Source organism: Helicobacter himalayensis (assembly GCF_001602095.1).
Taxonomy (GTDB): Bacteria; Campylobacterota; Campylobacteria; order Campylobacterales; family Helicobacteraceae; genus Helicobacter_F; species Helicobacter_F himalayensis.
Genome location: NZ_CP014991.1, coordinates 784,880 through 809,228 on the forward strand (window position 1 = coordinate 784,880; position 24,349 = coordinate 809,228).

General features: G+C 42.4%; 22 protein-coding genes. 10 read left to right on the forward strand and 12 right to left on the reverse strand.

Features of this window, described 5'->3' with window-relative positions; all coding sequences use genetic code 11:
• The first annotated feature begins 97 nt into the window (after nt 1-97).
• Together A3217_RS03860 and A3217_RS03865 are read left to right on the forward strand one after the other, a co-directional pair.
• Entirely contained in the window at nt 98-619 is a 522-nt protein-coding gene (locus tag A3217_RS03860) for an LPP20 family lipoprotein (RefSeq protein WP_066388150.1), read from the forward strand.
• Nucleotides 606-1,595, forward strand: coding sequence for a radical SAM protein (locus A3217_RS03865; RefSeq protein WP_066388152.1), 990 nt, complete (start codon nt 606-608; stop codon nt 1,593-1,595). Before A3217_RS03860 ends, A3217_RS03865 begins: the two co-directional genes overlap by 14 nt.
• Nucleotides 1,596-1,633: 38 nt before the next feature.
• On the opposite strand, the gene ligA is transcribed toward A3217_RS03865, so the two are convergent.
• A complete protein-coding gene (ligA, locus tag A3217_RS03870; protein WP_066389720.1) occupies nt 1,634-3,643 on the reverse strand; it encodes an NAD-dependent DNA ligase LigA in 2,010 nt (669 codons plus the stop codon).
• Nucleotides 3,644-3,809: 166 nt separating this feature from the next.
• On the opposite strand from ligA, the gene A3217_RS03875 reads away from it, so the two are divergent.
• The 5 genes from A3217_RS03875 to acnB all read left to right on the forward strand — a co-directional run bounded on the left by A3217_RS03875 (nt 3,810) and on the right by acnB (nt 10,507).
• On the forward strand, nt 3,810-4,760 hold the full coding sequence (locus tag A3217_RS03875) for a chemotaxis protein (RefSeq protein ID WP_066388154.1): 951 nt from the start codon (nt 3,810-3,812) through the stop codon (nt 4,758-4,760).
• 69 nt (nt 4,761-4,829) lie between these two features.
• Nucleotides 4,830-6,578: an aspartate--tRNA ligase gene (gene aspS, locus A3217_RS03880; RefSeq protein WP_066388156.1), complete on the forward strand. Its 1,749-nt coding sequence runs from the start codon at nt 4,830-4,832 to the stop codon at nt 6,576-6,578.
• 30 nt (nt 6,579-6,608) lie between these two features.
• On the forward strand, nt 6,609-7,181 hold the full coding sequence (locus tag A3217_RS03885; protein ID WP_066388157.1) for an adenylate kinase: 573 nt from the start codon (nt 6,609-6,611) through the stop codon (nt 7,179-7,181).
• 128 nt (nt 7,182-7,309) lie between these two features.
• Nucleotides 7,310-7,831, forward strand: a complete 522-nt coding sequence (gene ppa / locus A3217_RS03890; protein WP_066388158.1) for an inorganic diphosphatase — start codon at nt 7,310-7,312, stop codon at nt 7,829-7,831.
• Nucleotides 7,832-7,906: 75 nt separating this feature from the next.
• Nucleotides 7,907-10,507: a bifunctional aconitate hydratase 2/2-methylisocitrate dehydratase gene (acnB, locus tag A3217_RS03895; protein WP_066388159.1), complete on the forward strand. Its 2,601-nt coding sequence runs from the start codon at nt 7,907-7,909 to the stop codon at nt 10,505-10,507.
• Between the two features lie 132 nt (nt 10,508-10,639).
• On the opposite strand, the gene kdsB is transcribed toward acnB, so the two are convergent.
• The 3 genes from kdsB to rpsT are packed head-to-tail and all read right to left on the reverse strand — an operon-like array spanning nt 10,640 to nt 12,730.
• On the reverse strand, nt 10,640-11,359 hold the full coding sequence (gene kdsB / locus A3217_RS03900; RefSeq protein ID WP_066388160.1) for a 3-deoxy-manno-octulosonate cytidylyltransferase: 720 nt from the start codon (nt 11,357-11,359) through the stop codon (nt 10,640-10,642).
• Nucleotides 11,356-12,420 carry a peptide chain release factor 1 gene (prfA, locus tag A3217_RS03905; RefSeq protein ID WP_066388162.1) on the reverse strand — a complete coding sequence of 355 codons (1,065 nt, stop codon included), beginning with the start codon at nt 12,418-12,420 and terminating at the stop codon, nt 11,356-11,358. The genes kdsB and prfA overlap by 4 nt, the downstream gene beginning before the upstream one ends.
• 37 nt (nt 12,421-12,457) lie before the next feature.
• Nucleotides 12,458-12,730 carry a 30S ribosomal protein S20 gene (rpsT, locus tag A3217_RS03910; protein WP_066388163.1) on the reverse strand — a complete coding sequence of 91 codons (273 nt, stop codon included), beginning with the start codon at nt 12,728-12,730 and terminating at the stop codon, nt 12,458-12,460.
• Between the two features lie 90 nt (nt 12,731-12,820).
• Here rpsT and glmM point away from each other — a divergent pair, with 90 nt between their 5' ends.
• The gene (glmM, locus tag A3217_RS03915) at nt 12,821-14,197 is read left to right on the forward strand and encodes a phosphoglucosamine mutase (protein WP_066388164.1); all 1,377 of its coding nucleotides are present in this window, start codon (nt 12,821-12,823) and stop codon (nt 14,195-14,197) included.
• A gap of 26 nt (nt 14,198-14,223) precedes the next feature.
• On the forward strand, nt 14,224-14,739 hold the full coding sequence (lspA, locus tag A3217_RS03920; protein WP_066388165.1) for a signal peptidase II: 516 nt from the start codon (nt 14,224-14,226) through the stop codon (nt 14,737-14,739).
• On the opposite strand, the gene A3217_RS03925 is transcribed toward lspA, so the two are convergent.
• The 7 genes from A3217_RS03925 to A3217_RS03955 are packed head-to-tail and all read right to left on the reverse strand — an operon-like array spanning nt 14,740 to nt 21,505.
• The gene (locus A3217_RS03925; RefSeq protein WP_066388167.1) at nt 14,740-15,525 is read right to left on the reverse strand and encodes a sulfite exporter TauE/SafE family protein; all 786 of its coding nucleotides are present in this window, start codon (nt 15,523-15,525) and stop codon (nt 14,740-14,742) included. It abuts the gene before it with no gap.
• Nucleotides 15,526-15,541: 16 nt separating this feature from the next.
• Nucleotides 15,542-16,786, reverse strand: coding sequence for an exodeoxyribonuclease VII large subunit (xseA, locus tag A3217_RS03930; RefSeq protein WP_066388170.1), 1,245 nt, complete (start codon nt 16,784-16,786; stop codon nt 15,542-15,544).
• A 9-nt stretch (nt 16,787-16,795) separates the two neighbouring features.
• Nucleotides 16,796-17,788 (reverse strand): hypothetical protein, encoded by a 993-nt coding sequence (locus A3217_RS03935; protein ID WP_066388172.1) that lies wholly within the window; start codon nt 17,786-17,788, stop codon nt 16,796-16,798.
• Nucleotides 17,788-19,020: a dihydropteroate synthase gene (folP, locus tag A3217_RS03940; protein ID WP_066388180.1), complete on the reverse strand. Its 1,233-nt coding sequence runs from the start codon at nt 19,018-19,020 to the stop codon at nt 17,788-17,790. Before folP ends, A3217_RS03935 begins: the two co-directional genes overlap by 1 nt.
• Entirely contained in the window at nt 19,017-19,706 is a 690-nt protein-coding gene (locus A3217_RS03945; protein WP_066388183.1) for a DNA polymerase III subunit delta', read from the reverse strand. Before A3217_RS03945 ends, folP begins: the two co-directional genes overlap by 4 nt.
• Nucleotides 19,707-19,718: 12 nt before the next feature.
• Complete coding sequence (locus A3217_RS03950; RefSeq protein WP_066388185.1) at nt 19,719-20,282, reverse strand: HobA family DNA replication regulator; 564 nt, start codon at nt 20,280-20,282, stop codon at nt 19,719-19,721.
• A 14-nt stretch (nt 20,283-20,296) separates the two neighbouring features.
• Complete coding sequence (locus A3217_RS03955) at nt 20,297-21,505, reverse strand: aspartate kinase (RefSeq protein ID WP_066388187.1); 1,209 nt, start codon at nt 21,503-21,505, stop codon at nt 20,297-20,299.
• Nucleotides 21,506-21,705: 200 nt separating this feature from the next.
• Here A3217_RS03955 and A3217_RS03960 point away from each other — a divergent pair, with 200 nt between their 5' ends.
• A complete protein-coding gene (locus A3217_RS03960) occupies nt 21,706-22,695 on the forward strand; it encodes an aspartate carbamoyltransferase catalytic subunit (protein WP_066388195.1) in 990 nt (329 codons plus the stop codon).
• A 44-nt stretch (nt 22,696-22,739) separates the two neighbouring features.
• On the opposite strand, the gene A3217_RS03965 is transcribed toward A3217_RS03960, so the two are convergent.
• The gene (locus A3217_RS03965; protein ID WP_066388197.1) at nt 22,740-24,335 is read right to left on the reverse strand and encodes a glutamate synthase subunit beta; all 1,596 of its coding nucleotides are present in this window, start codon (nt 24,333-24,335) and stop codon (nt 22,740-22,742) included.
• Nucleotides 24,336-24,349 lie beyond the last annotated feature (14 nt).

Here is a 24,349-nt window from a genome sequence, read left to right on the forward strand (position 1 = left end):
TTTTTGTGCTGGCTTTTGGTGCAAACTTTCAATTTATTTTTGAAATTTTAAGCTATAATCAGCACTTTATTTTACAAATCACTAAAAGGAGTGAATGATGAAAAAACTTGCAATGCTTGTATTTAGCGTGGCTGTGGTGTTTGGATTCTTGGCTTGTTCAAGTAAAAATGAGCTTGGAAATACGGCAGATTTTGATCTTAGCGGTGCGCCATCTTGGGTGCTTGGAAGCTCTGATAGCGATAAAACTTTTGGTGTGGGAAGTGCGCAGATTAGCAATAATCGCACAGATTGGGCTATCAAAGAAGCTACAATTAAGGGTAGAGCAGACTTAGCAGCGACCATTGAGACAAAAGTCGAGGAAAAAGTCAAAGCACTTGATAGCGCGGAAGGTAGCGAAATGATTGTGGCTATCCGCTCAAGTGTGGAGCAAACACTTTCAGGCGCGCAAAGAACTGACACTTGGATAAGCAAGGGCGGGGTTTTGTATGTGAAAATTGAGATTAAAACAATCGACAGAAAGACGCTCGATAAGAATCTTGCTAACCTAAGCAGAGTGAATAAAGAAGCTGCGAAGGCACTTTCAGAAACTGTCGATGAAATCATCGATGGCAAAAAATAATTTTACTTTTGGTCCGATTCTCTCACGGCGCTTTGGCTATTCTCTGGGGATTGATTTATCTCCTAGTCTTAAGCAGTGTAATTTTGACTGCCTTTACTGCGAGCTAAAGCCTGCCCGCGCGCAAGATTCTATGCAAGAGGTGGCGCAAGTCTCACTTGTGATAGAGCAAATCGCGCAAACCCTCCATTCTCTCCAAAAATCGCAAGCAAAGGTTGATGTGCTCACATTTACCGCAAATGGCGAGCCTACACTTTATCCGCATTTGTATGAATTGATTATGGAATCTAAGAAACTCCTAGCCACCTTTAAAAACACGTCTTTTGAGAACATTAAGACGCTTATTTTAAGCAATGGTTCGCTTTTTTGGAAAAAAGAAGTGCAAAAGGCATTACTTGAATTTGATATGGTGAAGTTTTCGCTAGATTCTCTCAATGAGCGGATTTTTAAGCGTGTGGATAGAGCGCATAAAAGTTTGGATATTACGCAGATAAAAGAAGGAATCGCGGAGTTTTCACACATTTTTAAAGGCGCGCTTATTGGCGAGATTTTGCTTGTGAAGGATGTGAATGATGATATGGATTCCGCTAGAGAATTAGCGCAATTTTTGCAAAGCATAGCAATAAGTCGCCTTGATATTGGCACGATTGATCGCCCTAGCGCGCATATTGCCACGCCCCTAACGCAGGAAGAAATCGAGCATTTTGCAAGTGTGTTTGAAAATATTTGTGTATGCCTGCCACAGCGTAATTTTGCCAAACAAGGCTCAGCGCAAGGGCAAAGCGTGCTACAAGAACCAAAGCAGGAATTAAGCAAGGATGATATCATCACACAAATTGCCCTTCGTCCGCTAAGCAAAGAGGATTTGCAGATTCTTTATTCTCCTTTGAGTCAGCAACGCGTGCAAGAGCTTGTGGATTCTCAAATACTTGCGTGGGTGAAAGTGGGGAGTGTGAGTTTTCTTAAATACATAAAATAGGACGTGCGGAAATTTATCGCAACATTTAAGGATTCAAGTTAGAGAATCTTAGCAAACTTTCTAAATTCCTCCTCATTTAAGACTTTCACGCCTAAAGTGTGTGCTTTAGCAAGCTTGCTACCGGCATTTTCCCCACAAAGCACAAAGTCAGTTTTTGCGCTCACTGATGAACTTACACGCGCACCAAGGGATTCTAAGATTTCCACAAAATATTCGCGTGGCTGGGAAAGTGTGCCTGTAATCACAACACTTGTATTAGTAAATGCGCTGTTTGTGGCATTTATATCAGGTTGCGGGATAGTAGGTTTTAAAAGTGTGAAAATCTGCGCGATAAGTGCTTTGTTTGCGTGGCTAAATTCACAAAGCGATTTTGCCATCTCTTCGCCAAAGCCATCAATTTGCGTGATTTGCTCCACACTCAAATCAAACACATCAAACCCAAACTGCCTTGCTAGCTTTTTACTCGCGCCCTCGCCTATATGTTCTATCCCAAGTGCGTTGATAAGTCGCCACAGATCCACGCCTATGGTGTTTTGAATGCTTTGTAAGAGATTATTTGCGCGCTTTTCTTTCCAGCCTTCCAATGCCAAAAGCCCCTCTTTTTTTAAGCTATAAAGATCCAAAATCCCGCTAATTAGCCCCTTATCAAAGAGTTCATATACGATTTTTTCGCCCAAGCCATCGATATTAAGCGCCTTTTTTGAAGCAAAATGAATAATAGATTCTTTGACGCGCGCAGGGCAGTTGAGATTCTGACATTTTATGAGAATCTCCTCGATTAGTAGCTCCTCGCTACACACAGGGCAGAGTGTTGGAGTGATTATTTTACGCTCGCTACCATCGCGCAAGGTATTTAGAGGTTTTATGATTTTTGGGATTACATCGCCACTGCGGATTACGACTACTTTATCATTGATGCGAATATCCTTGCGCTTAATCTCGCTAAAATTATGCAAAGTCGCGCGTGTAATTGTCGCGCCCTCAATCTCAATGGGTTCAAGCTCGGCTACTGGGGTAATCGCGCCACTCCTGCCAACTTGAAAAGTCACATCTATAAGCCTTGAGACCTTTTCCACCGCAGGGAATTTATACGCACACGCAAAGCGCGGGGATTTAATCGTCCAACCAAGAGCGTCTTGCATTTGCAAAGAATCCACCATCACCACCATACCATCAAGCATAATATGATAGCTCTCCCGCACGCTCTTTAGCTCCTCATACACTTGCGAAATTTGATTTTGTAGGGAATCTAGTGTGGATTCTAAGCTAGATTCTGTATTTGTGTTATCAAACAATGAGTATGCATTTTTTGCACTATTTTCCTGAATCTTAGAATCCACCACACAAAGGTGCAAAAATGGCAAGGTGCTAAAGCCAAAGGATTCTATATTTTTTAAAATTTCATAAAAACTCGAGGTTTTAAGCGTGCATTCTCCCACGCCCCAAGGCATAAAGCGCAAAGGACGCTTTGCAGTAATCTTGGAATCTAGCTGGCGTAAGCTCCCAGCTGCGGCATTTCTAGGATTTGCAAAAAGACTTAGGTTTTCGTTTGCGCGCGTGTTATTAAGCGCGTCAAAATCATCCTTGCTAATCACCACTTCCCCGCGTATTTCGATTTTTTCAGGGTAGGGAATTTGCAAAGGGATTGAGCGGATTGTGCGCGCATTTTGCAATACTTGCTCGCCTTGTGCGCCATTCCCCCGCGTGAGCGCACTTACTAGTATGCCATTTTCATAAAGCAGATTGAGCGAGGCGCCATCAAACTTTGGCGAGCACACAAAGCGCACATTTGGAAAGACTTTTAAGATTCTTTTCAACCACTCGCGCAATTCTTGCGTATTAAAAACATCATCTAAGCTCCACATACGCTTTATATGCTCGCCTTTTTCAAACTCTTCAAGTGGAGTATCGCCTATGCGCTGCGTGGGAGAAGTGTAGTCAATCTCGCTTGGATGCGTGCTTTCATATTCTTTGAGCGCGTGATAAAGTATGTCGTATTGCTCATCGCTTGCAATGGGCTCATCAAGCACATAATATGCACGCGCCATTTTTTTTAGCTTTTCTACGCCGTCTTTGTAACTTTGGGAATCTAAAATCTGCAAGTTTATCCTCGAAATGTTGTGGATTTTTAGAAAAAATAAGGTAGAATTATAGCCAATTTTTTTGTTATCCACTCGCTAAAATCTTACCAAAAATACGCCTTAGGAGATTGCTTTGATAGATAATATTGACACCACACTGCATTTAAAAAACGAAGCACAATTCCTTTGTTTCACACTTGAAAAAGAAGGGGACAAGGAAAGCCAGCTGTATGCGATGAATGTTTTTAAGGTAAAGGAAATTATTTACTATACTGATGTGCTGACAAAGACCGAAGGACAGCAAGAAGGCGTATTGCTCGGGTTTCTAACCGTGCGCGGGACGACAATACCGCTTGTGGATATGCGCAGATGGTTGCATTACAATCCAAGCGAGCCTAACCGCGATTTGCGTCCATTTTCTATTGAGAGCCCAGATGATAAATCCCTCGTGGTAATTTGTAACTTTTCAAATTACACTGTTGGGCTAAAGATTCTAGGCGTTAGGCGTATTATCCAAAAAAATTGGAACGAGGTTAATGTCGGCAGTGAGTTTGGGATTGATGGAAATTCAAAAGTGACTGCTACCACCAAATATGACGATAGTACGGTTATCCAAATCCTTGATGTGGAACGTATGGTGGCTGATGTTTTCCCAATGCAAGATGCCTCGCACCAGTTGGAATTAGAGAGTATTAGCGCGATACATAGTAACAGAATTGTGCTTTTGGCTGAAGATTCTAAAACAGCGGCAAAGTCCTTGCAACACATCATTGAAAGGCTTGAGTTGCAGTATTTTACCTTCCCAAATGGCAAGGCACTTTTAGATTATCTTAATAATGCGGGTGTGGCACAGATGGTTGGCGCGATTATCACAGACCTTGAAATGCCAATGATTTCGGGCTTTGAGGTGCTTAAAAGGGTGAAGGATAATCCAGAAACAGCGCATATTCCTGTGATTATAAACTCATCTATGAGTTCAGATTCCAATAAGCAAATGGCAGAAGCGCTCAAAGCTGATGCGTTTATCACAAAATCTAATCCAATTGAAGTGGAGCAGGCACTCAAACGCTTGCTAAAAAATTAGAATCTAGGCTTTTGCGAATTAAATTTGCTTAATGTGTAAAAAATAAAATTTTCTGAAAAAAGGGCAGTAATGTATAGAACTCATCTTTGCGCAGATGTGAGCGAAAAACTCATAGGAGAATCTGTGCGTGTGTGCGGGTGGTGTAATAGCTATCGTGATCACGGTGGCGTAGTGTTTTTAGACTTGCGAGATAAAAGCGGTATCGTGCAGCTTGTGTGTGATCCAAACTCTAGTGCGCATAAAATTGCTTCAAGCGTGCGCGATGAATTTGTCCTTATTGCTAGTGGGAAGGTGCGCGCGCGTGGCGAGGGGCTAGAAAATCCAAAATTAAAAAGTGGCAAGGTGGAAATTGCGCTAGATTCTCTAATTATCGAAAATAAATCACTCACACCGCCAATTGACATTAACGCTACAACCTCTACAAATGAGGAATTACGCTTAAAATACCGCTATTTAGACTTGCGTGCGAGCAAGAATTTTGAAATTTTTAAATTGCGCTCAGATGTGGCAATTGCAGCGCGTAATTCCTTGCAAAAAATGGGTTTTTTAGAGGTGGAGACACCCATACTTACAGCTAGCACGCCGGAGGGTGCGCGCGATTATCTCGTGCCTTCACGCGTGCATGATGGGCAGTTTTTCGCTCTGCCACAAAGTCCGCAACTTTTTAAGCAATTGCTTATGGTGGGTGGATTTGATAGATATTTTCAGATTGCAAAGTGCTTCCGCGATGAGGATTTGCGCGCGGACAGACAGCCGGAATTTACCCAAATCGATGTAGAAATGAGCTTTTGTGATGAAAATGATGTGATGGAAGTATGTGAGAATCTGCTAAAAGATATTTTTAGTGCTAGCGGTGTGGAGATACACACGCCTTTTGCGCGTATGCCCTATAGTGAAGCGATGGAGACTTATGGGAGCGATAAGCCGGATTTGCGCTTTGGACTACCTTTGGTGGAAGTGGGTGATTTGTTTTTGAATTCTAGCAATGAAATTTTCGCAAATATCGCAAAAGATAGCAAAAACAATCGCATAAAAGCACTATGTGTCAAAGGTGGAGATTCTCTTTTTACGCGCAAGACTTTGGGCGAGGCAGAGGAGTTTGTGCGTAAATTTGGCGCAAAGGGCTTGGCGTATATCCAAGTCAAGGAGGATGGGCTTAAAGGTCCGCTTGTGAAGTTTTTAGATTCTAGCCTTCAGACTTTGATAGAGCGCGTGGGTGCGGAAAAGGGTGATATTATTTTCTTTGGTGCGGGGAATAAAAAAGTCGTATGGGATTATATGGGGCGCTTGCGTCTTAAAATCGCGCAGGATTTTGGCTTGATAGATTCTAAGAAATTGGAGTTTGTGTGGGTGGTTGATTTCCCAATGTTTGAGCGCAATGATGATGGCTCACTTTCAGCCTTGCATCACCCTTTCACAATGCCTAAAAATTTAGAATCTAAAGACGCAGAATTTATCCAATCAGTCGCGTATGACATCGTGCTAAATGGCGTGGAACTGGGCGGTGGTAGCATCAGAATCCACAAAAATGAGATTCAGCAAAAAGTCTTTAAGCTTCTTAATATTTCACAAGAGCAAGCAAAAGAGCGTTTTGGTTTTTTGCTTGAGGCGTTAAGCTATGGTGCGCCCCCGCACGGGGGCTTTGCGATTGGCTTTGATAGGCTTATTATGCTTTTGAGCAAAAGTGAGTCGTTGCGCGATGTTATCGCATTTCCTAAAACACAAAAGGCTGCATGTCTGCTTGTGGGTGCGCCAAACGAAGTTGATGAAGCACAGTTGCGAGAATTGCATATACGATTGCGCAACCCAAAGAACTAGACATATTTTAAACTTCAAGGAGGCAAATTTATGAAACAGATTTTTTTAATCATCGGAGCGCCCGGTAGTGGGAAAACCACGGACGCACAAATCATTGCAAAAAACAATACTGATAAAATTGTGCATTATTCCACAGGTGATTTATTACGCGAGGAAGTGGCAAGCGGAAGTGAGAGGGGCAAGCTTATTGATAGCTTTGTGGGTAAAGGCAATCTCGTGCCACTTGAAATTGTGGTGAGCACGATTGTCGGGGCGATTAAAAATGCACCAAAAGATGTGATTTTGATTGATGGCTATCCGCGCAGTGTGGAGCAAATGGAAGCGCTAGATTCTGAGCTTAAAGCGCATAGTGATGTAAAGCTAAAAAGTGTTATTGAAGTGGTTGTCAGTGAGCAGGTGGCGCGTGATAGAGTGCTAGGGCGCGCGCGTGGGGCTGATGACAATGAGCAGGTTTTCAATAATCGTATCAGTGTGTATCTCGCGCCACTTCAGGCGATAGAGGGGTTTTATAGCAAAGAGGGCTTGTTGCACAAAATCAATGGTGAGCGCACGATAGAAGAGATTGTGAGCGATATGAACGCGCATATACTCTCTAAATTATAGAATCTTAGAGTAGATTGGTTCAAATTTTGTGAGGCTTAGCAATGATGTGTTGTGCCATTGCGCGCAAAGCGAAGTGTGATTTGACTGCACGAGATGATACAATTTTAAAGAAATAATAAGGAGAAACAATGAACTTAGACAAAATCAAAGTAGGCTCAAACCCTGACGCTATTAATGCGGTAATCGAAATCCCCTATGGCTCAAATATTAAATACGAAGTCGATAAAGAATCTGGTGCAGTGGTGGTTGATCGCGTAATGTATAGCGCGATGTTTTACCCAGCAAACTATGGCTTTGTGCCGAATACGCTCGCAGATGATGGCGATCCTGTGGATATACTTGTGTTAAATGAGTATCCATTACAGGCTGGAAGTGTGATTAAATGCCGACTTATCGGCGTGCTCATAATGGAAGATGAAAGCGGAATGGACGAAAAACTCCTAAGTGTGCCGGTTTCAAAGATAGATCCTCGTTATGAAAAAATCCAAACCTACCAAGATTTACCACAAATCACGCTTGATAGGATTAAAAATTTCTTTGAGACTTACAAAATCCTAGAGCCAAACAAATGGGTGAAAGTAAAGGATTTTAAAGGAATAGATGAGGCAAAGCAGATTCTAGAATCTAGCATTCAAAACGCCAAAAAGTAAGATTTTAATTAACCTCTTTGTCTTATAATTAAGCTCTTTAGCAATAGCTTTAAGCAATAAGTCAAGGAGGAGAGTATGAGTAAAGAGCAATTCACGCAGTTCATCGCGCAATACAACGAGCAAAAATCACAACGAGAAAGTCAAGGTGTCCCCCCACTTCCACTTACAGAGGAGCAGACGCGCCTAGCGATTGCAATTTGCAAAAGTGCAGAATCTAGTAATGAGCAGAGGGCATTTGCGAAAGAGCTTCTAATCCACCGCGTAAATCCGGGCGTAGATGATGGCGCAAAACTTAAGGCGGAGTTTTTAAGCGAGATTCTTAAAAATACAGATTCTAAACAGAGTGGTTCTCAGGTTTTTACACCACAAGAAGCCGTTACTTATCTCGGCACAATGCTTGGTGGCTACAATGTCGCGCCACTTATTGAGGGGTTGAAGCTAGCAGATTCCGAGCTTGCAAAGCTTTGCGCGGAGACACTCAAACATACATTGTTGCTTTATAATAGCTTTGATACCATTGCCGAGCTTAGTAGGACAAATGCCCTTGCAAAGGAGGTTTTGCAGTCTTACGCAGAGGCAGAGTGGTTTTTGGCAAAGCCCGAGCTAGAGAAAGTCATCAAAGCCTGTGTTTTCAAAATTGATGGCGAGACAAACACTGATGATTTAAGCCCTGCAAGCGATGCATTCACAAGGAGCGACATTCCTTTACATGCAAAAGCGATGCTAAAAGCACGCGTTGAAAACTATGAACAACGCATTAGTGCCATTAAAGAGCTAGCCAAAAAGCACAACGCGCAAGTTGCCTACACAGGCGATGTGGTCGGTACAGGTAGTAGCCGAAAGTCTGCGTGCAATTCCATTATGTGGCATTTTGGCAAGGATATTCCCTATATCCCAAACAAGCGAGGTGGTGGGCTGGTGCTAGGCTCTGTGATAGCGCCTATTTTCTTTAATACCTGCGAAGATTCTGGTGCGTTGCCGATTGTCGTCGATGTCAAGGATTTGAATGAAGGCGATATTATAGAAATCCACACGCAAGAGGGCGTCATCAAAAAAGATGACAAGCAAATTGCAACATTTAGCCTTACGCCTGTTACGCTAAGTGATGAAATCCGCGCAGGTGGGAGAATTTCTCTCATCATCGGGCGTAATCTCACCGCAAAAGCACGCGAGTTTCTTAAGCTTTCACCAAGCGAAGTGTTTAAAAAACCACAAGAGCCTGCGCAGAAAAGTTGCGGATTTACCCAAGCGCAAAAAATTGTTGGACGTGCTTGTGGTGTTGAGGGCGTGCGTCCGGGCACATATTGCGAGCCAAAAACCACCACTGTTGGTAGTCAAGATACCACAGGTGCAATGACGCGAGATGAGATTAAAGAGCTTGCGGCAATTAGCTTTGGCGCGGATTTTGTGATGCAGAGTTTTTGCCACACAGCCGCGTATCCAAAGCCCGCTGATGTGAGCTTACAGGCGACTTTGCCAAGCTTTATCTCATCAAAAGGCGGTGTGGCATTGCGTCCAAAAGATGGCGTGATACACTCGTGGCTTAATAGATTCTGTCTGCCTGATACACTCGGCACGGGTGGGGATTCTCATACGCGCTTTCCTATCGGTATTTCATTCCCCGCAGGAAGCGGGCTTGTGGCATTTGCGGCGGTGACTGGCACTATGCCACTTGATATGCCAGAATCCGTGCTTGTACGCTTTAAAGGTAGGCTTAATCCGGGCATTACTTTGCGCGATTTGGTCAATGCTATCCCCTACTATGCGATAAAACAAGGGCTTTTGACCGTGGAGAAAAAGGGCAAGAAAAATATTTTTAGCGGGAGAATCTTAGAGATTGAGGGCTTGGGCGATTTGAAAGTCGAGCAAGCTTTTGAGCTAAGCGATGCAAGTGCGGAGCGCAGTGCTGCTGCGTGTAGCGTGCGTTTAAACAAAGAGCCAATTATTGAGTATCTTAAATCAAATATTACGCTTATTGAATCTATGATTGCAGATGGCTATAAGGATGCTGTGACCCTGCAACGTCGTGCGGATAAGATGAAAGAGTGGATTAAAAATCCGGTGCTTTTAGAGGCAGATTCTGATGCGGAGTATGCGGCGGTGATTGAGATTGATTTGAGTGATATTAAAGAACCAATTTTGGCGTGTCCAAATGACCCTGATGATGTGGCGACGTTGAGTGAGATTCTAAGTAATCCTAAGCGCCCAAAAAATATCGATGAGGTGTTTATCGGAAGCTGTATGACAAATATTGGGCATTTTCGCGCTTTTGGGGAGATAGTCAAAAATGAGGGGCAGAGCAAGACGCAAATTTGGATAGCACCACCAACAAAAATGGACGAAAAAGAGCTCACAAAAGAGGGCTATCTTTCGCTTTTTGGCGCGGCTGGTGCGCGGCTGGAGGCACCGGGTTGTAGCCTATGTATGGGAAATCAAGCACGTGTGAGGGATAATGCGGTAGTGTTTTCTACTTCAACGCGTAATTTTGATAATCGTATGGGCAAAGGTGCGCAGGTGTATTTAGGAAGTGCGGAACTTGGTGGAGTTTGTGCGATTTTGGGGCGTTTGCCGAGTGTGGAGGAATACCTACAAATCGTCCCTAAGAAAATCCACGGACAGGAATCAAGTGTTTATACTTATCTCAACTTTGACAAAATCCCGGATTTCACACTTTAAAATTATCAACAGAATAGATTTATATTTTAAATCTATTCTGTTTTTAGAATCTGAAGCTACATTAATCTCGCATACGCAAACCAAACAATCTAAGAAATAAAACTAGCTTTTTTTATTCAAATATATTACACATCAAAAATATTTTTGCGCTTGTTGTAAGTCTTCTGCTGTGTCAATGCCTATGCTTTGGGTTTGCACGATTTTAAGTGCGATTGTTTTTGCGTGGTAGATTGCGCGGAGTTGCTCGAGTTTTTCAATATATTCAAGTGGGCTTTTTGGAAGCTTGCAAAAACTTTCCAAATTTTCTTTTCTGAATCCATAAAGCCCCAAATGTCCAAGGTATGGATTTTGCTTAATAAACACAGAATCTAGCCCATCGCGACTATAAGGAATCCCAAGCCGAGAAAAATAAATCGCCTCACCTTTAGCATTAAGCAAAACTTTCACAAGGTTTGTATCAGCGATTTGTGATGGCTCAATGACTTTTGCAAGAGTATTGAGAAATGCGCTAGATTCTGTGCTTAGCTTTTGGAGCATTTCTAGCACATTAGTTTCGATGAAAGGCTCATCTGCTTGCAGATTGATAATAATCGCATCACTTTTAAGCCCTAGTTTTTGCGCCGCTTCAGCACATCTATCTGTGCCACTCGTATGTGCTTTTGAAGTCAGCACACAAGGGATTTTGTAGCTTTTGCATACTTGCAAGATTGCTTCATCATCGCACGCCACGACTACTTCATCGACCTCATTTGCTTTTTGTGCTGTGCGCACGACCATAGGCACACCACCTATTTCGCAAAGCACCTTGCGCGGGAGGCGTGTAGATTCCAAACGAGCTGGGATTATAATCATTGCACATTCCCCATAGCTTCGCTTTGTGCGGCGGTGATAAGCGGATTTATGACTAAGTCCAAATTGCCCGCGAGCATAATCTCCTCTAGGCTATAAAGCGTGAGGTTGATTCTATGGTCGCTAAGGCGATTTTGCGGATAATTGTAGGTGCGGATTCTCTCACTTCTATCGCCACTGCCGACTTGATTTTTGCGTGCTTGGGCGTTTTGGGAGATTTGCTCTTCAAGCTGTGCTTCATAAATGCGCGCTTGAAGGATTTTCATCGCCTTGTCTTTGTTTTTGTGTTGGGACTTTTCATCTTGCATTGACACGCTAATGCCCGTCGGAATGTGTGTGATACGCACTGCAGAATCTGTCGTATTTACCGACTGCCCGCCATGTCCGCCTGCACGGAAAACATCAATTTTGAGGTCGCTTGGGTTGATATTCACTTCGACCGCATCAACCTCTGGCATAATCGCCACGGTAATTGCAGAAGTGTGAATGCGTCCTTGAGATTCTGTCTCTGGCACGCGCTGGACGCGATGTGTCCCACCTTCAAACTTAAGGCGTGAATACGCGCCCTTGCCTTTAATTAGCGCGATTATTTCTTTATAGCCACCGACACTATTTTCGCTCGAGCTGATAATTTCCACCTTCCATTTTTGCAAATCTGCGTAGCGACAATATGCTTTAAACAAATCGCCCACAAAGATTCCCGCTTCATCACCACCAGTGCCCGCGCGCAACTCCAAATAAATACTTTTATCATCATTAGGATCTTTGGGGATAAGTAGGATTTTAATTTGCTCTTCAAGCTGTGATTTTTGAGAATCCAACGTTTTAAGCTCTTCTTTTGCAAGCTCGCCTAGCTCTTTGTCCTCGAGCAAAACCTTATTTTGTGCGATTTGCTCTAGTGTGTGGAGATACTCTTTTGCACTTTTAGCAACTTCTTCAATATCGCTTTGCTCTTTGCTTAGTGTGGTGAGCTTTTCTACATCAGCGAGTATTTCAGGCTTTTGCAAAAGCTCGGTGATTTCATCATAGCGAGCAATGATTGGATTAAGTTTTTCTGTTAGCATTGCGCGCTAGATTCTTTAAATTTAAGGTAGAGGAGATTTATGCGCTAAGTGCGACTTTTTTCACACTCGCATTGAGACGAGAAACTTTGCGTGAAGCGGTATTTTTCTTTAAAATTCCCTTGCTTACAAGTTTGTGAATCTCTTTGTTTGCGACCTTCAAACACTCTTGCGCTTTTGTAATGTCTTTTGCCTCGAGAGCTTCGCGTAATGCACGCACCATATTTTTAAGCTTTGTTTTGTAGTAGCGGTTGCGCTCTGTTCTTACTTTTGTTTGTCTGATACGCTTTTGTGCGGATTTATGATTTGCCATAAGACTTAATCCTTTTCTAAAAAAATTTAAGGCAGAATTCTGCCAAAACTTTAATTAAATAGAGTTTAAAAATACACAAAGGGCAAAAAAATGAGTAAAAAATCCGCTCAAAAAATTTTTGGCACAGATGGTGTGCGCGGAAAAGCTGGGCAGTTTTTGACGCCAAATTCCGTCATCAAACTTGGCTCAAGTGCTGGAATCTTTTTTCAAAAAAATCGACAAGAGAATAAGCAAGAGGCTTATACAAAGAAGATTTTAGTAGGCAAAGACACACGCCGTAGTGGCTATATGATAGAAAATGCGCTTGTTTCAAGTCTCACTTCAGTAGGCTATGATGTGATACAAGTAGGACCTATGCCAACACCCGCGATTGCCTTTTTGACGGAAGATATGCGCTGTGATGCTGGTATTATGATAAGTGCGAGCCACAATCCCTATGATGATAATGGGATAAAATTTTTCGACCATAGCGGTTATAAGCTTGATGAGGATAGTGAGCGCAAGATTGAGGCGATTTATGCTGATGAAGAGTTGCAAAATTCTCATCTTAAAGTCGGGCTTGAGATTGGCAATTCAAAACGAATCGATGATGTCGTGGGGCGCTACATCGTGCATATCAAAAATTCTTTTCCTAAGAATCTGACTTTACAAGGAATGCGGATAGTGTGTGACTGCGCTAATGGTGCAGCGTATAAAGTCGCACCTACGATATTTAGGGAGCTTGGGGCAGATGTGATTGTGATAAATAACGAGCCAAACGGGCATAATATCAACGAGCAATGCGGTGCGATGTATCCGCAGATTCTAGCTTCTGAAGTTAAGCGTTATAGGGCAGATATTGGCTTTGCGCTCGATGGTGATGCAGATAGGCTCGTGGTGGCTGATGATGAAGGCGAGGTGGTGGATGGCGATAAACTTCTTGGGGCATTAGCGTTGTATCAAAAGCAAAATGGTATGCTTAAAGGTGACAAAATTGTGGCAACTTTGATGAGTAATCTCGCACTTGAAGAATTTCTAATATCCCACAATATAGGGCTTGTGCGTTGCAATGTCGGCGATAAATATGTCATAGAATCACTTAAAAAACACAAGCTAAATTTTGGCGGGGAAAATAGCGGGCATATTATTTTTAGCGATTATGCAAAAACTGGCGATGGGCTTGCTAGCGCGTTGCAGGTGCTTGCGTATCTGCGACAAAGCAAGCTAAAACCTTCAATCGCACTCAATCCATTCAAGCTCTATCCTAGTCAGTCGCTCAATCTCAATGTATCACAAAAAATCCCACTAGAGCAGATTGAAGGCTTGCAAGAAATTTTAGATTCTATCACGCGTGCGCATCATCGCCATTTGGTGCGCTACTCTGGCACGGAAAATAAGCTTAGAATCCTCATTGAAGGCAAAGATGAAAATCTCTTGCAATCCCAAATACAAGAGCTAAAAAGCTTTCTTTTGAAAAAACTTGCCTAGATTCTGTCTTGGGAGCAAGGATTATGATGTATGCATTTTTGGCAAAGTTTTTAGCACAAAGTAAGAATCTTGGCGCAAAAAGAATGCTTTTTTTTCTTTGTATCGCGCTTCTTACTTTTGGGATAGATCAAGGACTAAAACAACTTTTCTTAAATGGCTTTAGTATGGAATCTAGTGTTATCACGTTTGGTGGGCGCGCGCTTGTGTTTAATGATGGCGTGGCGTTTTCAATGTTTAAATCTTTGGGTGAGAGTTTGAAATACTTGCAGATTCTCTTGCTTATTGTGCTTTTTTGTTTTACTTTTTTTAGCGGACTTTTGGCGCAAAATCTTGTGGCATTTGGGCTGGTTTTTGGCGCGGGGGCAGGGAATATCATTGATAGATTTATTCATGGTGGCGTGGTGGATTATATATATTGGCATTATGGGTTTGAGTTTGCAATTTTTAATTTTGCAGATGTGATGATTGATATTGGTGTGGGGCTAGTGCTTTTGGGACTTTTGCTTGAGCGCAAAAAGCCCTGTGATAACAAACAATGCTAATTAAAGGAGTTTTGAAAGGTTATAAATCCCAAAGGCGCTCATACTTACACCACAAAGGATATGAAAAATACGTTTTTTTTGACTTAAAAATCCTATAAGGCTTGAAGCAAAAAGGCTAAAAGGTAGCATTACACACATCGTCGCAAGCCCAAAGACGCCCATTATCGCAATCCCTCCAAGCGCGCTCTGTGTGCTAAGGGCAGTAAGCAAAAAATAATACACAATCCCGCAAGGCAAGATTCCATTAAGCATACCAAGTGTGAAAAAAGAAAACGCACAATGCGTGCGTAAAAGCTTTGAAAACAGCGCAGAAAATCTAGGAGAAGCGTGAATCTGCGGCTCAAAAAATCGCAAAATGCGAGGTGAAAAAATAAAACAAAGCCCAAAAATCACAAGAAGGCTATTTAGCGCAAATAATAGCACACTTTTATACTGCAAAATTGCGCCAAAGCCCATACCAAGCACACCAGCCAGCGCGCCCAAAATCATATAGCTACAAATGCGCCCAAAAATATAAAGACAATGCGCACGCAGTTGGCAAAAAAGCGTGGGTTGTGTGGGTTTGGTGGGTTGTGTGGGAATCTTTGTAGAATATGGTGCGTGAAGTTCTGTTGATGCACTTGTGTCAGAAAAATTTGTGATAGAAGTGGTTGTCGTGGTGTGATTTGTGGGGGAGAGCTTCATACTTGTGTAGGCAAGCACAAGCCCGCCACACATTCCCACGCAATGCCCTAGCGCGCCTAAAAATGCGATACTAAAAACGCTCAAAAGCTCGATATATGCCATTTTTCACTCTTTTGTTTTAAGGTAAAATCTGCGCAGATTTAGAGTCTAACGCGTCTTCTAAGTTTATCACATCGCCACTTTTAAGCGCGTTTAATGTTGTGTTTTTACCATCTTTGCGTAACTGCACAAAGCCCTGCGTGATGAGATTGTGTGGATTTTTGGAATCAAGGGCGTATTGCAAAGACTGCAAAAGCGCAAGTTTTTGTGTGTGGATTTTTGGAATCTGTGCCTGCAATTGTGCTTGCAAGGATTCCAAAACGTGCGATTTTTCTTGCAGTAGCGCGTTTATTTGAGAATCAAGCATTGTTTTTAGATTCTTAAGATTCTCATTTTGCAGAGTATTTTTAGATTCAAAACTTTGTGCGTACAAAAGGGCTTGCATATTTTGCAAACTAGAATCTTTTTGTCTCAATGTCCGCAAAAAACTTGCGTGCAGAGAATCTAGCATTTCATCAATACGCAAAAGCCACTCTTGTTTGTCCGGCAAAAGTAGCTCCATCGCTCCGCTTGGTGTGGGTGCGCGCATATCCGCGACAAAATCAGAAATCACTACATCGCTTTCGTGCCCCACCGCGCTAATAATCGGCGTGCGCGCGTTGAAAATCGCCTCCGCCACACATTCAGTATTAAACGCCCATAAATCCTCGATGCTTCCCCCACCACGTCCTATAATTATCACATCAAAGGCGTTTTTCGTGTTAAAAAAACTATCGATATATGCAATGTTGCGCGCGATGGATTCTGGCGCACTTTCGCCCTGCACGAGCGTATCAAGGAGAAAGATTTGAGAGAGATTCCAACGCTTTGAAGCAATTTTTAGCATATCATGGACTGCCGCACCGCTTAGAGAAGTGAGAATGGCAATTTTGCGCGGGAATTTTGGCAGTGGCGTAGCTTTGTCAAAATAGCCCTTTTCTTTTAGCCGCGCCTTTAGCTGCTCATATGCAAGGATAAGTTCGCCCAAACCCTCAATGCTTAAATTCACGCATTGGATTTGGTATTCCCCACGCGGGATATAGAGGCTTAGACTTCCATACGCGATGACTTTTAAGCCATTTTCAAGTTTAAACTTCACATTTCTTGCGCTACCTTTAAACAGCACACAGCGGATTTGAGAATCTTTATCTTTGAGGCTAAAATATATATGTCCGCTGGAATGGATTGTGAGATTGCTTATCTCGCCTCTTATGCTTACTTGTAAAAAGTTGCTTTCAACCAGCGCCTTAATTTGGGTATTTAGCTCGCTCACGCTTAGTGTCATTGGCTCGTCTCACTTTTTGATATTAAGCTTTTTTTTGTATTCATTCATTACAGATTCAAATTTGCTTAAAAAGAAAGGGTTTTGTCCGCTCATATAATCCACAAGCATTGTAAGTTGTTTGTTGCTTAGGTGCGTTACTGCGCGTGAGCATACCTCGTTAAATATCTCATCATCATTGCTATAAATACTCTCCTGTAAGGCAGAGGAATACTTAAGAAACATTTTTCTATCTTCTTCTTCTTGTCGGTTGTATTCAAGGATTTCTTCATACATTTCTTGGAGTTTTGGCAAGGGTGTTTCTTTCAAATATTCTTTTGTGTAAAGCCCTGTTAGTGCCATAAGCTTTGAGACAAGCTCTAGCTTTTCTGGCGTGTTGTTGTAGTAGTCTTTGTAGGTATCATTGAGGAGTTCAGGCATAAATTCTTTCACCACAAAAAGCTTTGTGCGTGCCATACTGAGAATCTGCTCTTTTGTCAGTGGGTCAGCGAGTTTTTCTATCGTTGTGCGAAGTGCGTTTAAATCCTCTCTTTGACGCTCATAATGCTCTTTTAGCATTTTAAATTCTTGCTTTGGCAATTCTTTGAGGTAGTTTTCAATTTGTGAAAGCAATTTTTCCTGCAAGAGATGATAGGCAATATGTGAGATTCTCTGCATTTTGTGCATAGACTGATTTTTTGCCACGATTGCTAGCATATCATTGACTTCGACAATATCAAACTTTTCATAGCCTTCCATAAGTGCCTGCAACAGCGCGACAATGTCTTTCACACAGGATTTAAGCTTTTGTTTGTATGTATTAATTTCATCAGAATCTAAAAATGATGAGGAAATTTTGCTCGTTTTGTTTTCGCTATTGTTTTGCAAAAATGCGCTTAAAAATTGCCGTGTGATTTTCTCATACGCTTTTTTTATCTCGTTTGTAGGTAAGGCTTGCAATTGCTCTGCGGTGTAGCCGTGTGATTGCAAGAGAAGTTCCATCGTTTTGCGAGTAATATCAAGCATTAGATGAGTCCTTGTAGGTGGTTGTTTTTGAGCGCATAATGCACGCACAGCGCGTCAATATGCTCCATCTCATCATGCACGCGCAGGATTTCTGCGCCATTTTGCATTCCTAGCAAATGCAATGCCAAAGTCGCGCTTAGGCGATTTTGTGCGTCTTTATTAGTTAGCTCGCCTAGAGTGCTTTTGCGACTAGCGCCAAGCAAGAGTGGATAACCAAAATGTTTAAAATGGTTTAAATGGCTTACAAGTGCGAGATTTTGTTCTTTTGTCTTTGCAAAGCCAAAGCCAATGTCTAAAATGATTTTTTTTCCGCCCACACTTAGGATTTCCTCGATTTTTTGCGTGAAAAAGGCATCAATTTCGCTAAAAAGATTTTCATACCGCGTTTTTTGTTGCATATTTTTTGGTGTGCCTTTTGAGTGCATAAGAAGCGCTATTGCACCAAATGAAGCGTTAATCCTTGCCATATCTTTGTGTTTAAATCCGCTCACATCATTAATGATTGAAAAGTGAGAATCTAGCGCAAATGCTGCAGTTTGGGGATTATAAGTATCGATACTAAAAAGCGCGTGTTTGTAGAGATTCTGTGATTTTATTTCAGTGCAAATTTCTTTAAGGCGCGTAATTTCTGTGCTAGATTCTATTGTTTCAGAGCCCGGACGCGAGCTAGCCGCGCCAATATCAATAAACTTCACGCCAAGTTCAAGCAATTCATACACGCGCTCAATCGCTTGTTGCGAGTTCTTGCGACTTCCTTCATAAAAGCTATCAGGCGTAACATTGAGGATTGCCATAATATTTTGACACGCTTGCTTTTTGAGATTTTCATATGTGGTTAAATCTTGCGCGAGGTCTTGCGTGTGTGAAAGAATATCTTTCAGTGTGCAAAATACCTTTGGCTTGAGATGAGATTGCAGGACTTGAGCGAGTTCTTTTAAACCAAAGCTTTGCTTTGTGAGCTTTTGACTTAAGCGCGCTAAATTTGTCTTTGAGCCAAAAAGCAATCCGATTTTTTCTCCTTTGTAGAGAATCTGTTCCCTTGGGCTGGCGTATTCTGCACCCACGCTTAGGGCTTCTTGCTTTAAAATCGCGCTTGCAATGTGGCTTAAATCGCGCACCTCAAAATACAGCATTTCTATTTTTTTTGACATAATTTTTTCGCCCATTTTTTCAGCACCTATGCGTTTGAGCGCATTTTGTGCGTGAGTGGGGCAGAGGCTTAGCACATTCATAGTTTTTTTCTCGCGCTGGTGAGTGCGCGCACTCTTAAAAGAAGCGGAAGAAAAATGTAGCTTTCTTTTACAAAGCTATCTGCTTGCTTTATGGCGTTATCAAAGGCTTTTAAATCGCGTTCTTTAAGTCTTATACGCGCAGTGTGGAGAGCAAAAAGGAGGGATTGTATGTGTTCTTTGACTTCATACACGCTTTTATTTTGTTTATCACATTGTTGTAAAAACTCATAAATCGCAACAAGGCTTAGGTTATTGACATTGAGTTCAAAGTCTGGGAGTTTTTTAGAATCTTTATGGATTGTTGTCCTAAGGCGTGAAATGATGGTTGGTAAAATAGCATTTTTGCTCGGCGCGATAAGGATAAATTTTGTCTTAATTGGCGGTTCCTCCAGAATCTTAAGCAACGCATTTTGAGCCTCTATGCGATATTTTGGCGCACAAAGTATGAGTGTTTTTGTCTGCGCACTTGCCATATGGCTTTGTGCGATAACTTCGCGCGCATCATCGATTTTAAATTCTAATTCCTTGCCATTGTCATCTTTTGGGTGAAAGATTTTGAGATATTCTTTGCTGATATTTTGGGTGAGCGTGGCGATGAGATTTTCAGATTCTGCACTTATATGAAGCTCGCCAATGAAAAAATCCTGTGCGGCACTTTTAGAATCTATTTGCGTGGAATCTGCCATTTTAGGACCTTTTTACGCTTCTAGCGTGAGCTGTCCTAGCATTGCCGCACACAGAGTTTTTTCAAAAAGTTTGTAGAGTTGCAAAAGTTTGTAATCAAGTAATTCATCAACCGAGCTTAAAGAAAAGCAATGCGGCATTTGTTCGTCCAAAAGCCATATAAAAGAGTTTTCTTGTGCGAGTGCAAATTCCCCCCGCGCGGTTTTTTTGCCAATATACCAAAGCGCGTAATTCTTGCAAAAAGAATGCTCTAGCATTTTAGAAATCGCTAGAAATCCTCTATCTTCCGTATCTCTATGCACAGAATCTATCATAAATCCAAGGGAATTGACCTCAAAAATAGGAAAAAATGGACGCGTCTTATTTGGCATATTGATATTTTGTGCGATATAGCGCGTGAGCCACTCAAACTTTAAATCGCTTAGTAAAATAAAGCTTCCGCGCGCAAAAAGATGGCGCAACGCTTGACGAAAAAGCGGCACAAGATTAAGTCTATGTTCTTCTAGCCAGCCACTCATAATGCCTTTATCATCTTCTTGTCTAATCGCCTCAATAAGCCAAGTATCGAGAATCTCCATAGTTTTGCAATCCTTTATTTATCTAAATGATACACATCGTGTAGCGTGCGCACCGCAAGTTCAGCATATTTGATATTTACGATCATTGAGATTTTTATCTCACTTGTGCCAATCATCATAATATTAATATTATCCTTTGCAAGTGCGTTAAATGCGGCACTTGCCACGCCTGTATGGGATTTCATACCAACACCCACGATTGACACCTTTGCAATATCGCAATCATACTCGATGCTTTCCACATCGTTTTTGAAACGTTCCAACACCTTTTTTGCAAGCTCGACTTCAGTTTGCGGAATTGTGAAATCAATATCTGTTTTGCCATCGCGCCCTATGGTTTGGACAATCATATCAACATTAATGTTGCTTTGAGCCAAGATACCAAAGATTTCTGCTGCGATACCCGGGCGATCAAGTACATCAGCGATACTCACCCTCGCTTGATTTTTATCTAATGCCACACCGCTAACGATAGGCTTTTCCATTATGTCCTCCTCATTTGTGATTAGTGTGCCTTCATTTTGACTAAACGAGCTTTTTGATACCAATTTAACATTCAGCTTTTTTGCAAGCTCCACAGAGCGATTTAGCAAGACTTTTGCACCCATAGAAGCGAGCTCGAGCATTTCATCGTAGCTAATTTTTTCTATCTTTTTGGCTTTAGATTCTATGCGCGGATCGGTGGTGTAGATACCATCGACATCAGAGTAAATCTCGCATTTATCCGCCTTCAACGCACCAGCTAGTGCCACCGCACTTAAATCACTTCCACCGCGCCCAAGTGTGGTAACCTCTCCATTTTCATCAACACCTTGAAATCCCGCCACCACCACAACATAACCTTTCTTTATTAGCTCTTCAATGTGCTGTGTCTGAATGTATTTAATGCGTGCTTTTGTGTGTGTAGATTCTGTGATGATACCAGCTCCGCGCCCGCTTAGGCTTATGGCTTTGATACCTTTGGCATTAAGCGCAATAGCTAAAAGCGCGCTTGTGATACGCTCCCCAGCACTTAGTGCCATATCAAGCTCCCTACTTTCGGGCAATGTGCTAAAAAAATGCGCGTATTCCAAAAGCCTATCGGTTTCCCCACTCATCGCAGAGACGACTACTACAAGCGCGCAATTTTTTTGCTCCTTAGTTTGTATAATGCGTTCAGCGACATTTTGAATCCTTTGGCAATCGCCCATACTTGTGCCACCATATTTTTGCACGATTAGCATAGATTGTGTTCCTTGGGTTGCAATTTTGATAAAACAAAAACGCTAATAATAGACAAAAAATGCTTAAATTTTCACCAACAAAAAAGAATCCGCAATTTTAAAGAAAGAGGCTAAGGATTCCCAAAAGCAAATTTTTATACAATTGTTAGATTTTTTGGAATTTTACAACGCCCTAAAACTTCACGCACAAGGATTCTCAAATGACAAAGCTCCAAGCAAATAAAGCGCGCCATCTTATCCGCACGAGTGATTTTAGCACGCAAGAGATTTTGGAAATTTTCCAAAAAGCCTTGCATTACAAATCGCTTATCCCAACGCAGACGCCCACGCATTTTCCGTTGAAAAATAAAAAAGTCATTACGATTTTTTTTGAAAACTCCACGCGCACGCTAAGTAGCTTTGAGCTGGCGGTGAAAAATTTGGGAGGTGAGATTTTACGCCTTGATGTTTCGCGTAGCTCGACAGCTAAAGGCGAGACGATTTCTGATACAGCTGCAAATCTCAACGCGATGAATCCAAATGCGATTATTATTCGCCACAAAAACGCTGGAGCAGGGTATTATCTAAGCTCTAAGGTGAATTGCCCTATTTTAAATGGCGGCGATGGCGCGCATTCTCACCCGACACAGGCACTGCTTGATTTGCTGACAATTATCGAGCATTTTTGCTTTGATTCTAAGAAACTATGTATTCAAAGCACACGCACAGATTCTGCGGATTTTCAAACTAGATTAAACAACTGCCTAGAAATTTTAAAGGGCAAAAAAATTGCCATTGTGGGAGACATCATCAATTCTCGCGTGGCAAATAGTAATATCGAGCTTTTAAGTCGCTTTGGTATGGAAGTGATTTTGGTAGCGCCACCGCATTTTTTGCCTAGCACTTCGTTGCGCGTGAGCGATGATTTGAGGGCAATTGCCAAAGAAGTTGATGTGATAATGAGCCTACGGACACAAACCGAGCGCCATAATCAAGTGATTTATGGCTCTTTGAAAGATTATGCACATAAATTTTGCGTGAGCAAGGAGATTTTAGGCGATAATAAATGTATCGTCCTACACCCGGGACCTGTGCATAGGAATATCGATATTGATGATGAAGTCCTCAAAGACCCGCGCTCTAAGGTCTTAGAGCAGGTAACAAATGGCGTTTGTGTGCGTATGGCGGTGCTTGATTTTTTGATTCGCTAGATTTCGGATTGAATCTAGTTTAAATCCCAGCGCGATTTTTAATCTTATTTAGAATCTAAACCTTTAAGTAATTTCTTATGCAAAGCGCGCGCGCAGAGGATTCCATCTTTTATTGCCCATACGACTAGACTTTGCCCACTGCGCGCATCTCCGCACGCATAGATTTTGGGATTACTCGTAGCGTAGGCGTGTGTTTGTATGTTTGTGTATTTATCAAGTGCTATGCCAAAGTTTTTTGCCAAATTATCTTCCGCACCGCTAAAACCCATCGCTAAAAGCACCAAATCCGCCTTGTATTCCTTCTGGCTGTCTTTCACCTCGCTACTTACGGGCTTTCCAGATTCTGTGCTCCAGTGTAAATCGCACGCCACCACGCCGCTTACCTTGCCATTTTTGCCGACAAATTTTTTGGTGAGTTTTTGGTATTGGCGTGGGTCGTTGCCAAAATGCGCGATGGCTTCTTTGAGTCCATAATCCGTGCTAAATGTCTGCTTTTTCAAAGGCCACGGATTTGAGCTTGGGCGAGAATCTGGACGTTTGGGGCTTCGCTCAAAGCGCGTGATGGATTTTGCCCTTTGTCTAAGCGCCACCGCCACGCAATCCACGCTTGTATCGCCACTTCCGATGATTAGCACATTTTTATCCTTTGCTAATTCCGCACCTTTATGAGAATCTAGTAAGCTTTTGGTGTTGAGGGTGAGAAAATCTAGCGCAAACATTACGCCTTCTAGCTCCCTGCCTTCAATCTGTAAATCAATGGGCTTGCTTGCACCTGTAGCTAGCACTACTGCATCGTATTTTTGCTCCAACTCTTGGGCTTTTTGGGGTGTATCGATATTTTGATTTAGCTTAAATTCTATCTCGCTTTGGCGCAAAATCTCGATTCTGCGCTCCACAAAGCTTTTTTCAAGCTTCATATCCGGGATACCATACATTAAAAGCCCACCTGCGCGATCACTGCGCTCATACACCACCACATTATGCCCCTGCGCGTTCAGCTCCCACGCGCACGCCAATCCCGCAGGTCCGCTACCGATGATTGCCACCTTTTTACCACTGCGCTTTTTGGGGGTATATGGCTTCACAAGTCCAGCAGAAAAGGCATTTTCAATGATTGCCAGCTCGTTATTTTTGATAGTCACACTATGGGTGTTTATCGCGCACACGCAAGAATCTTCGCACGGCGCAGGGCAGATTTTACCCGTAAAATCAGGGAATGGATTAGTAAGACTTAGTCTATCATACGCCTCGCTCCACAGCCCGCGATAAATGAGATCATTCCACTCGGGGATAAGGTTTTGCAGCGGACAGCCCACCTCGCCACCGCTAATACGCTCGGCTTTCTCCTCCGTACAACCAATCGCACTATGATTTACAGAGTGCGATTCTTGCGCATTTCGCGCGTTGTGCGTGGTTTGAAATGCTGTTTGTATGGGGTTTTGCTCGATTTTTTGCCCTTGTGCGATAATGCCTGTTTGACAAAACGCCACACCGCAATTCATACAGCGTCCGCCTTGTATCTCTTGCGCGCTTTTTGTCAGTGGCTTGTAAAATTCCTTATAGTTTTCAATGCGCTTTTGTGGCGCGATTGTCTCTAAATCCTCTCTTTTGTAGTCCAAAAATCCGCGTGGGTTACCCATTTTTCTCTCCTTTT

Excerpts from the sequence above, each read along its gene's own strand:
- ppa (WP_066388158.1), top strand. The coding sequence starts at position 7,310 with ATGAACTTAGACAAAATCAAAGTAGGCTCAAACCCTGACGCTATTAAT.
- A3217_RS03955 (WP_066388187.1), bottom strand. The coding sequence starts at position 21,505 with ATGCTAATCGTGCAAAAATATGGTGGCACAAGTATGGGCGATTGCCAA.
- A3217_RS03960 (WP_066388195.1), top strand. The coding sequence starts at position 21,706 with ATGACAAAGCTCCAAGCAAATAAAGCGCGCCATCTTATCCGCACGAGT.
- xseA (WP_066388170.1), bottom strand. The coding sequence starts at position 16,786 with ATGACACTAAGCGTGAGCGAGCTAAATACCCAAATTAAGGCGCTGGTT.
- A3217_RS03885 (WP_066388157.1), top strand. The coding sequence starts at position 6,609 with ATGAAACAGATTTTTTTAATCATCGGAGCGCCCGGTAGTGGGAAAACC.
- rpsT (WP_066388163.1), bottom strand. The coding sequence starts at position 12,730 with ATGGCAAATCATAAATCCGCACAAAAGCGTATCAGACAAACAAAAGTA.
- folP (WP_066388180.1), bottom strand. The coding sequence starts at position 19,020 with ATGAATGTGCTAAGCCTCTGCCCCACTCACGCACAAAATGCGCTCAAA.
- glmM (WP_066388164.1), top strand. The coding sequence starts at position 12,821 with ATGAGTAAAAAATCCGCTCAAAAAATTTTTGGCACAGATGGTGTGCGC.
- lspA (WP_066388165.1), top strand. The coding sequence starts at position 14,224 with ATGTATGCATTTTTGGCAAAGTTTTTAGCACAAAGTAAGAATCTTGGC.
- ligA (WP_066389720.1), bottom strand. The coding sequence starts at position 3,643 with ATGGCGCGTGCATATTATGTGCTTGATGAGCCCATTGCAAGCGATGAG.
- aspS (WP_066388156.1), top strand. The coding sequence starts at position 4,830 with ATGTATAGAACTCATCTTTGCGCAGATGTGAGCGAAAAACTCATAGGA.
- acnB (WP_066388159.1), top strand. The coding sequence starts at position 7,907 with ATGAGTAAAGAGCAATTCACGCAGTTCATCGCGCAATACAACGAGCAA.
- A3217_RS03860 (WP_066388150.1), top strand. The coding sequence starts at position 98 with ATGAAAAAACTTGCAATGCTTGTATTTAGCGTGGCTGTGGTGTTTGGA.
- A3217_RS03865 (WP_066388152.1), top strand. The coding sequence starts at position 606 with ATGGCAAAAAATAATTTTACTTTTGGTCCGATTCTCTCACGGCGCTTT.
- A3217_RS03935 (WP_066388172.1), bottom strand. The coding sequence starts at position 17,788 with ATGCTTGATATTACTCGCAAAACGATGGAACTTCTCTTGCAATCACAC.
- kdsB (WP_066388160.1), bottom strand. The coding sequence starts at position 11,359 with ATGATTATAATCCCAGCTCGTTTGGAATCTACACGCCTCCCGCGCAAG.
- A3217_RS03945 (WP_066388183.1), bottom strand. The coding sequence starts at position 19,706 with ATGGCAGATTCCACGCAAATAGATTCTAAAAGTGCCGCACAGGATTTT.
- A3217_RS03925 (WP_066388167.1), bottom strand. The coding sequence starts at position 15,525 with ATGGCATATATCGAGCTTTTGAGCGTTTTTAGTATCGCATTTTTAGGC.
- A3217_RS03950 (WP_066388185.1), bottom strand. The coding sequence starts at position 20,282 with ATGGAGATTCTCGATACTTGGCTTATTGAGGCGATTAGACAAGAAGAT.
- A3217_RS03965 (WP_066388197.1), bottom strand. The coding sequence starts at position 24,335 with ATGGGTAACCCACGCGGATTTTTGGACTACAAAAGAGAGGATTTAGAG.
- prfA (WP_066388162.1), bottom strand. The coding sequence starts at position 12,420 with ATGCTAACAGAAAAACTTAATCCAATCATTGCTCGCTATGATGAAATC.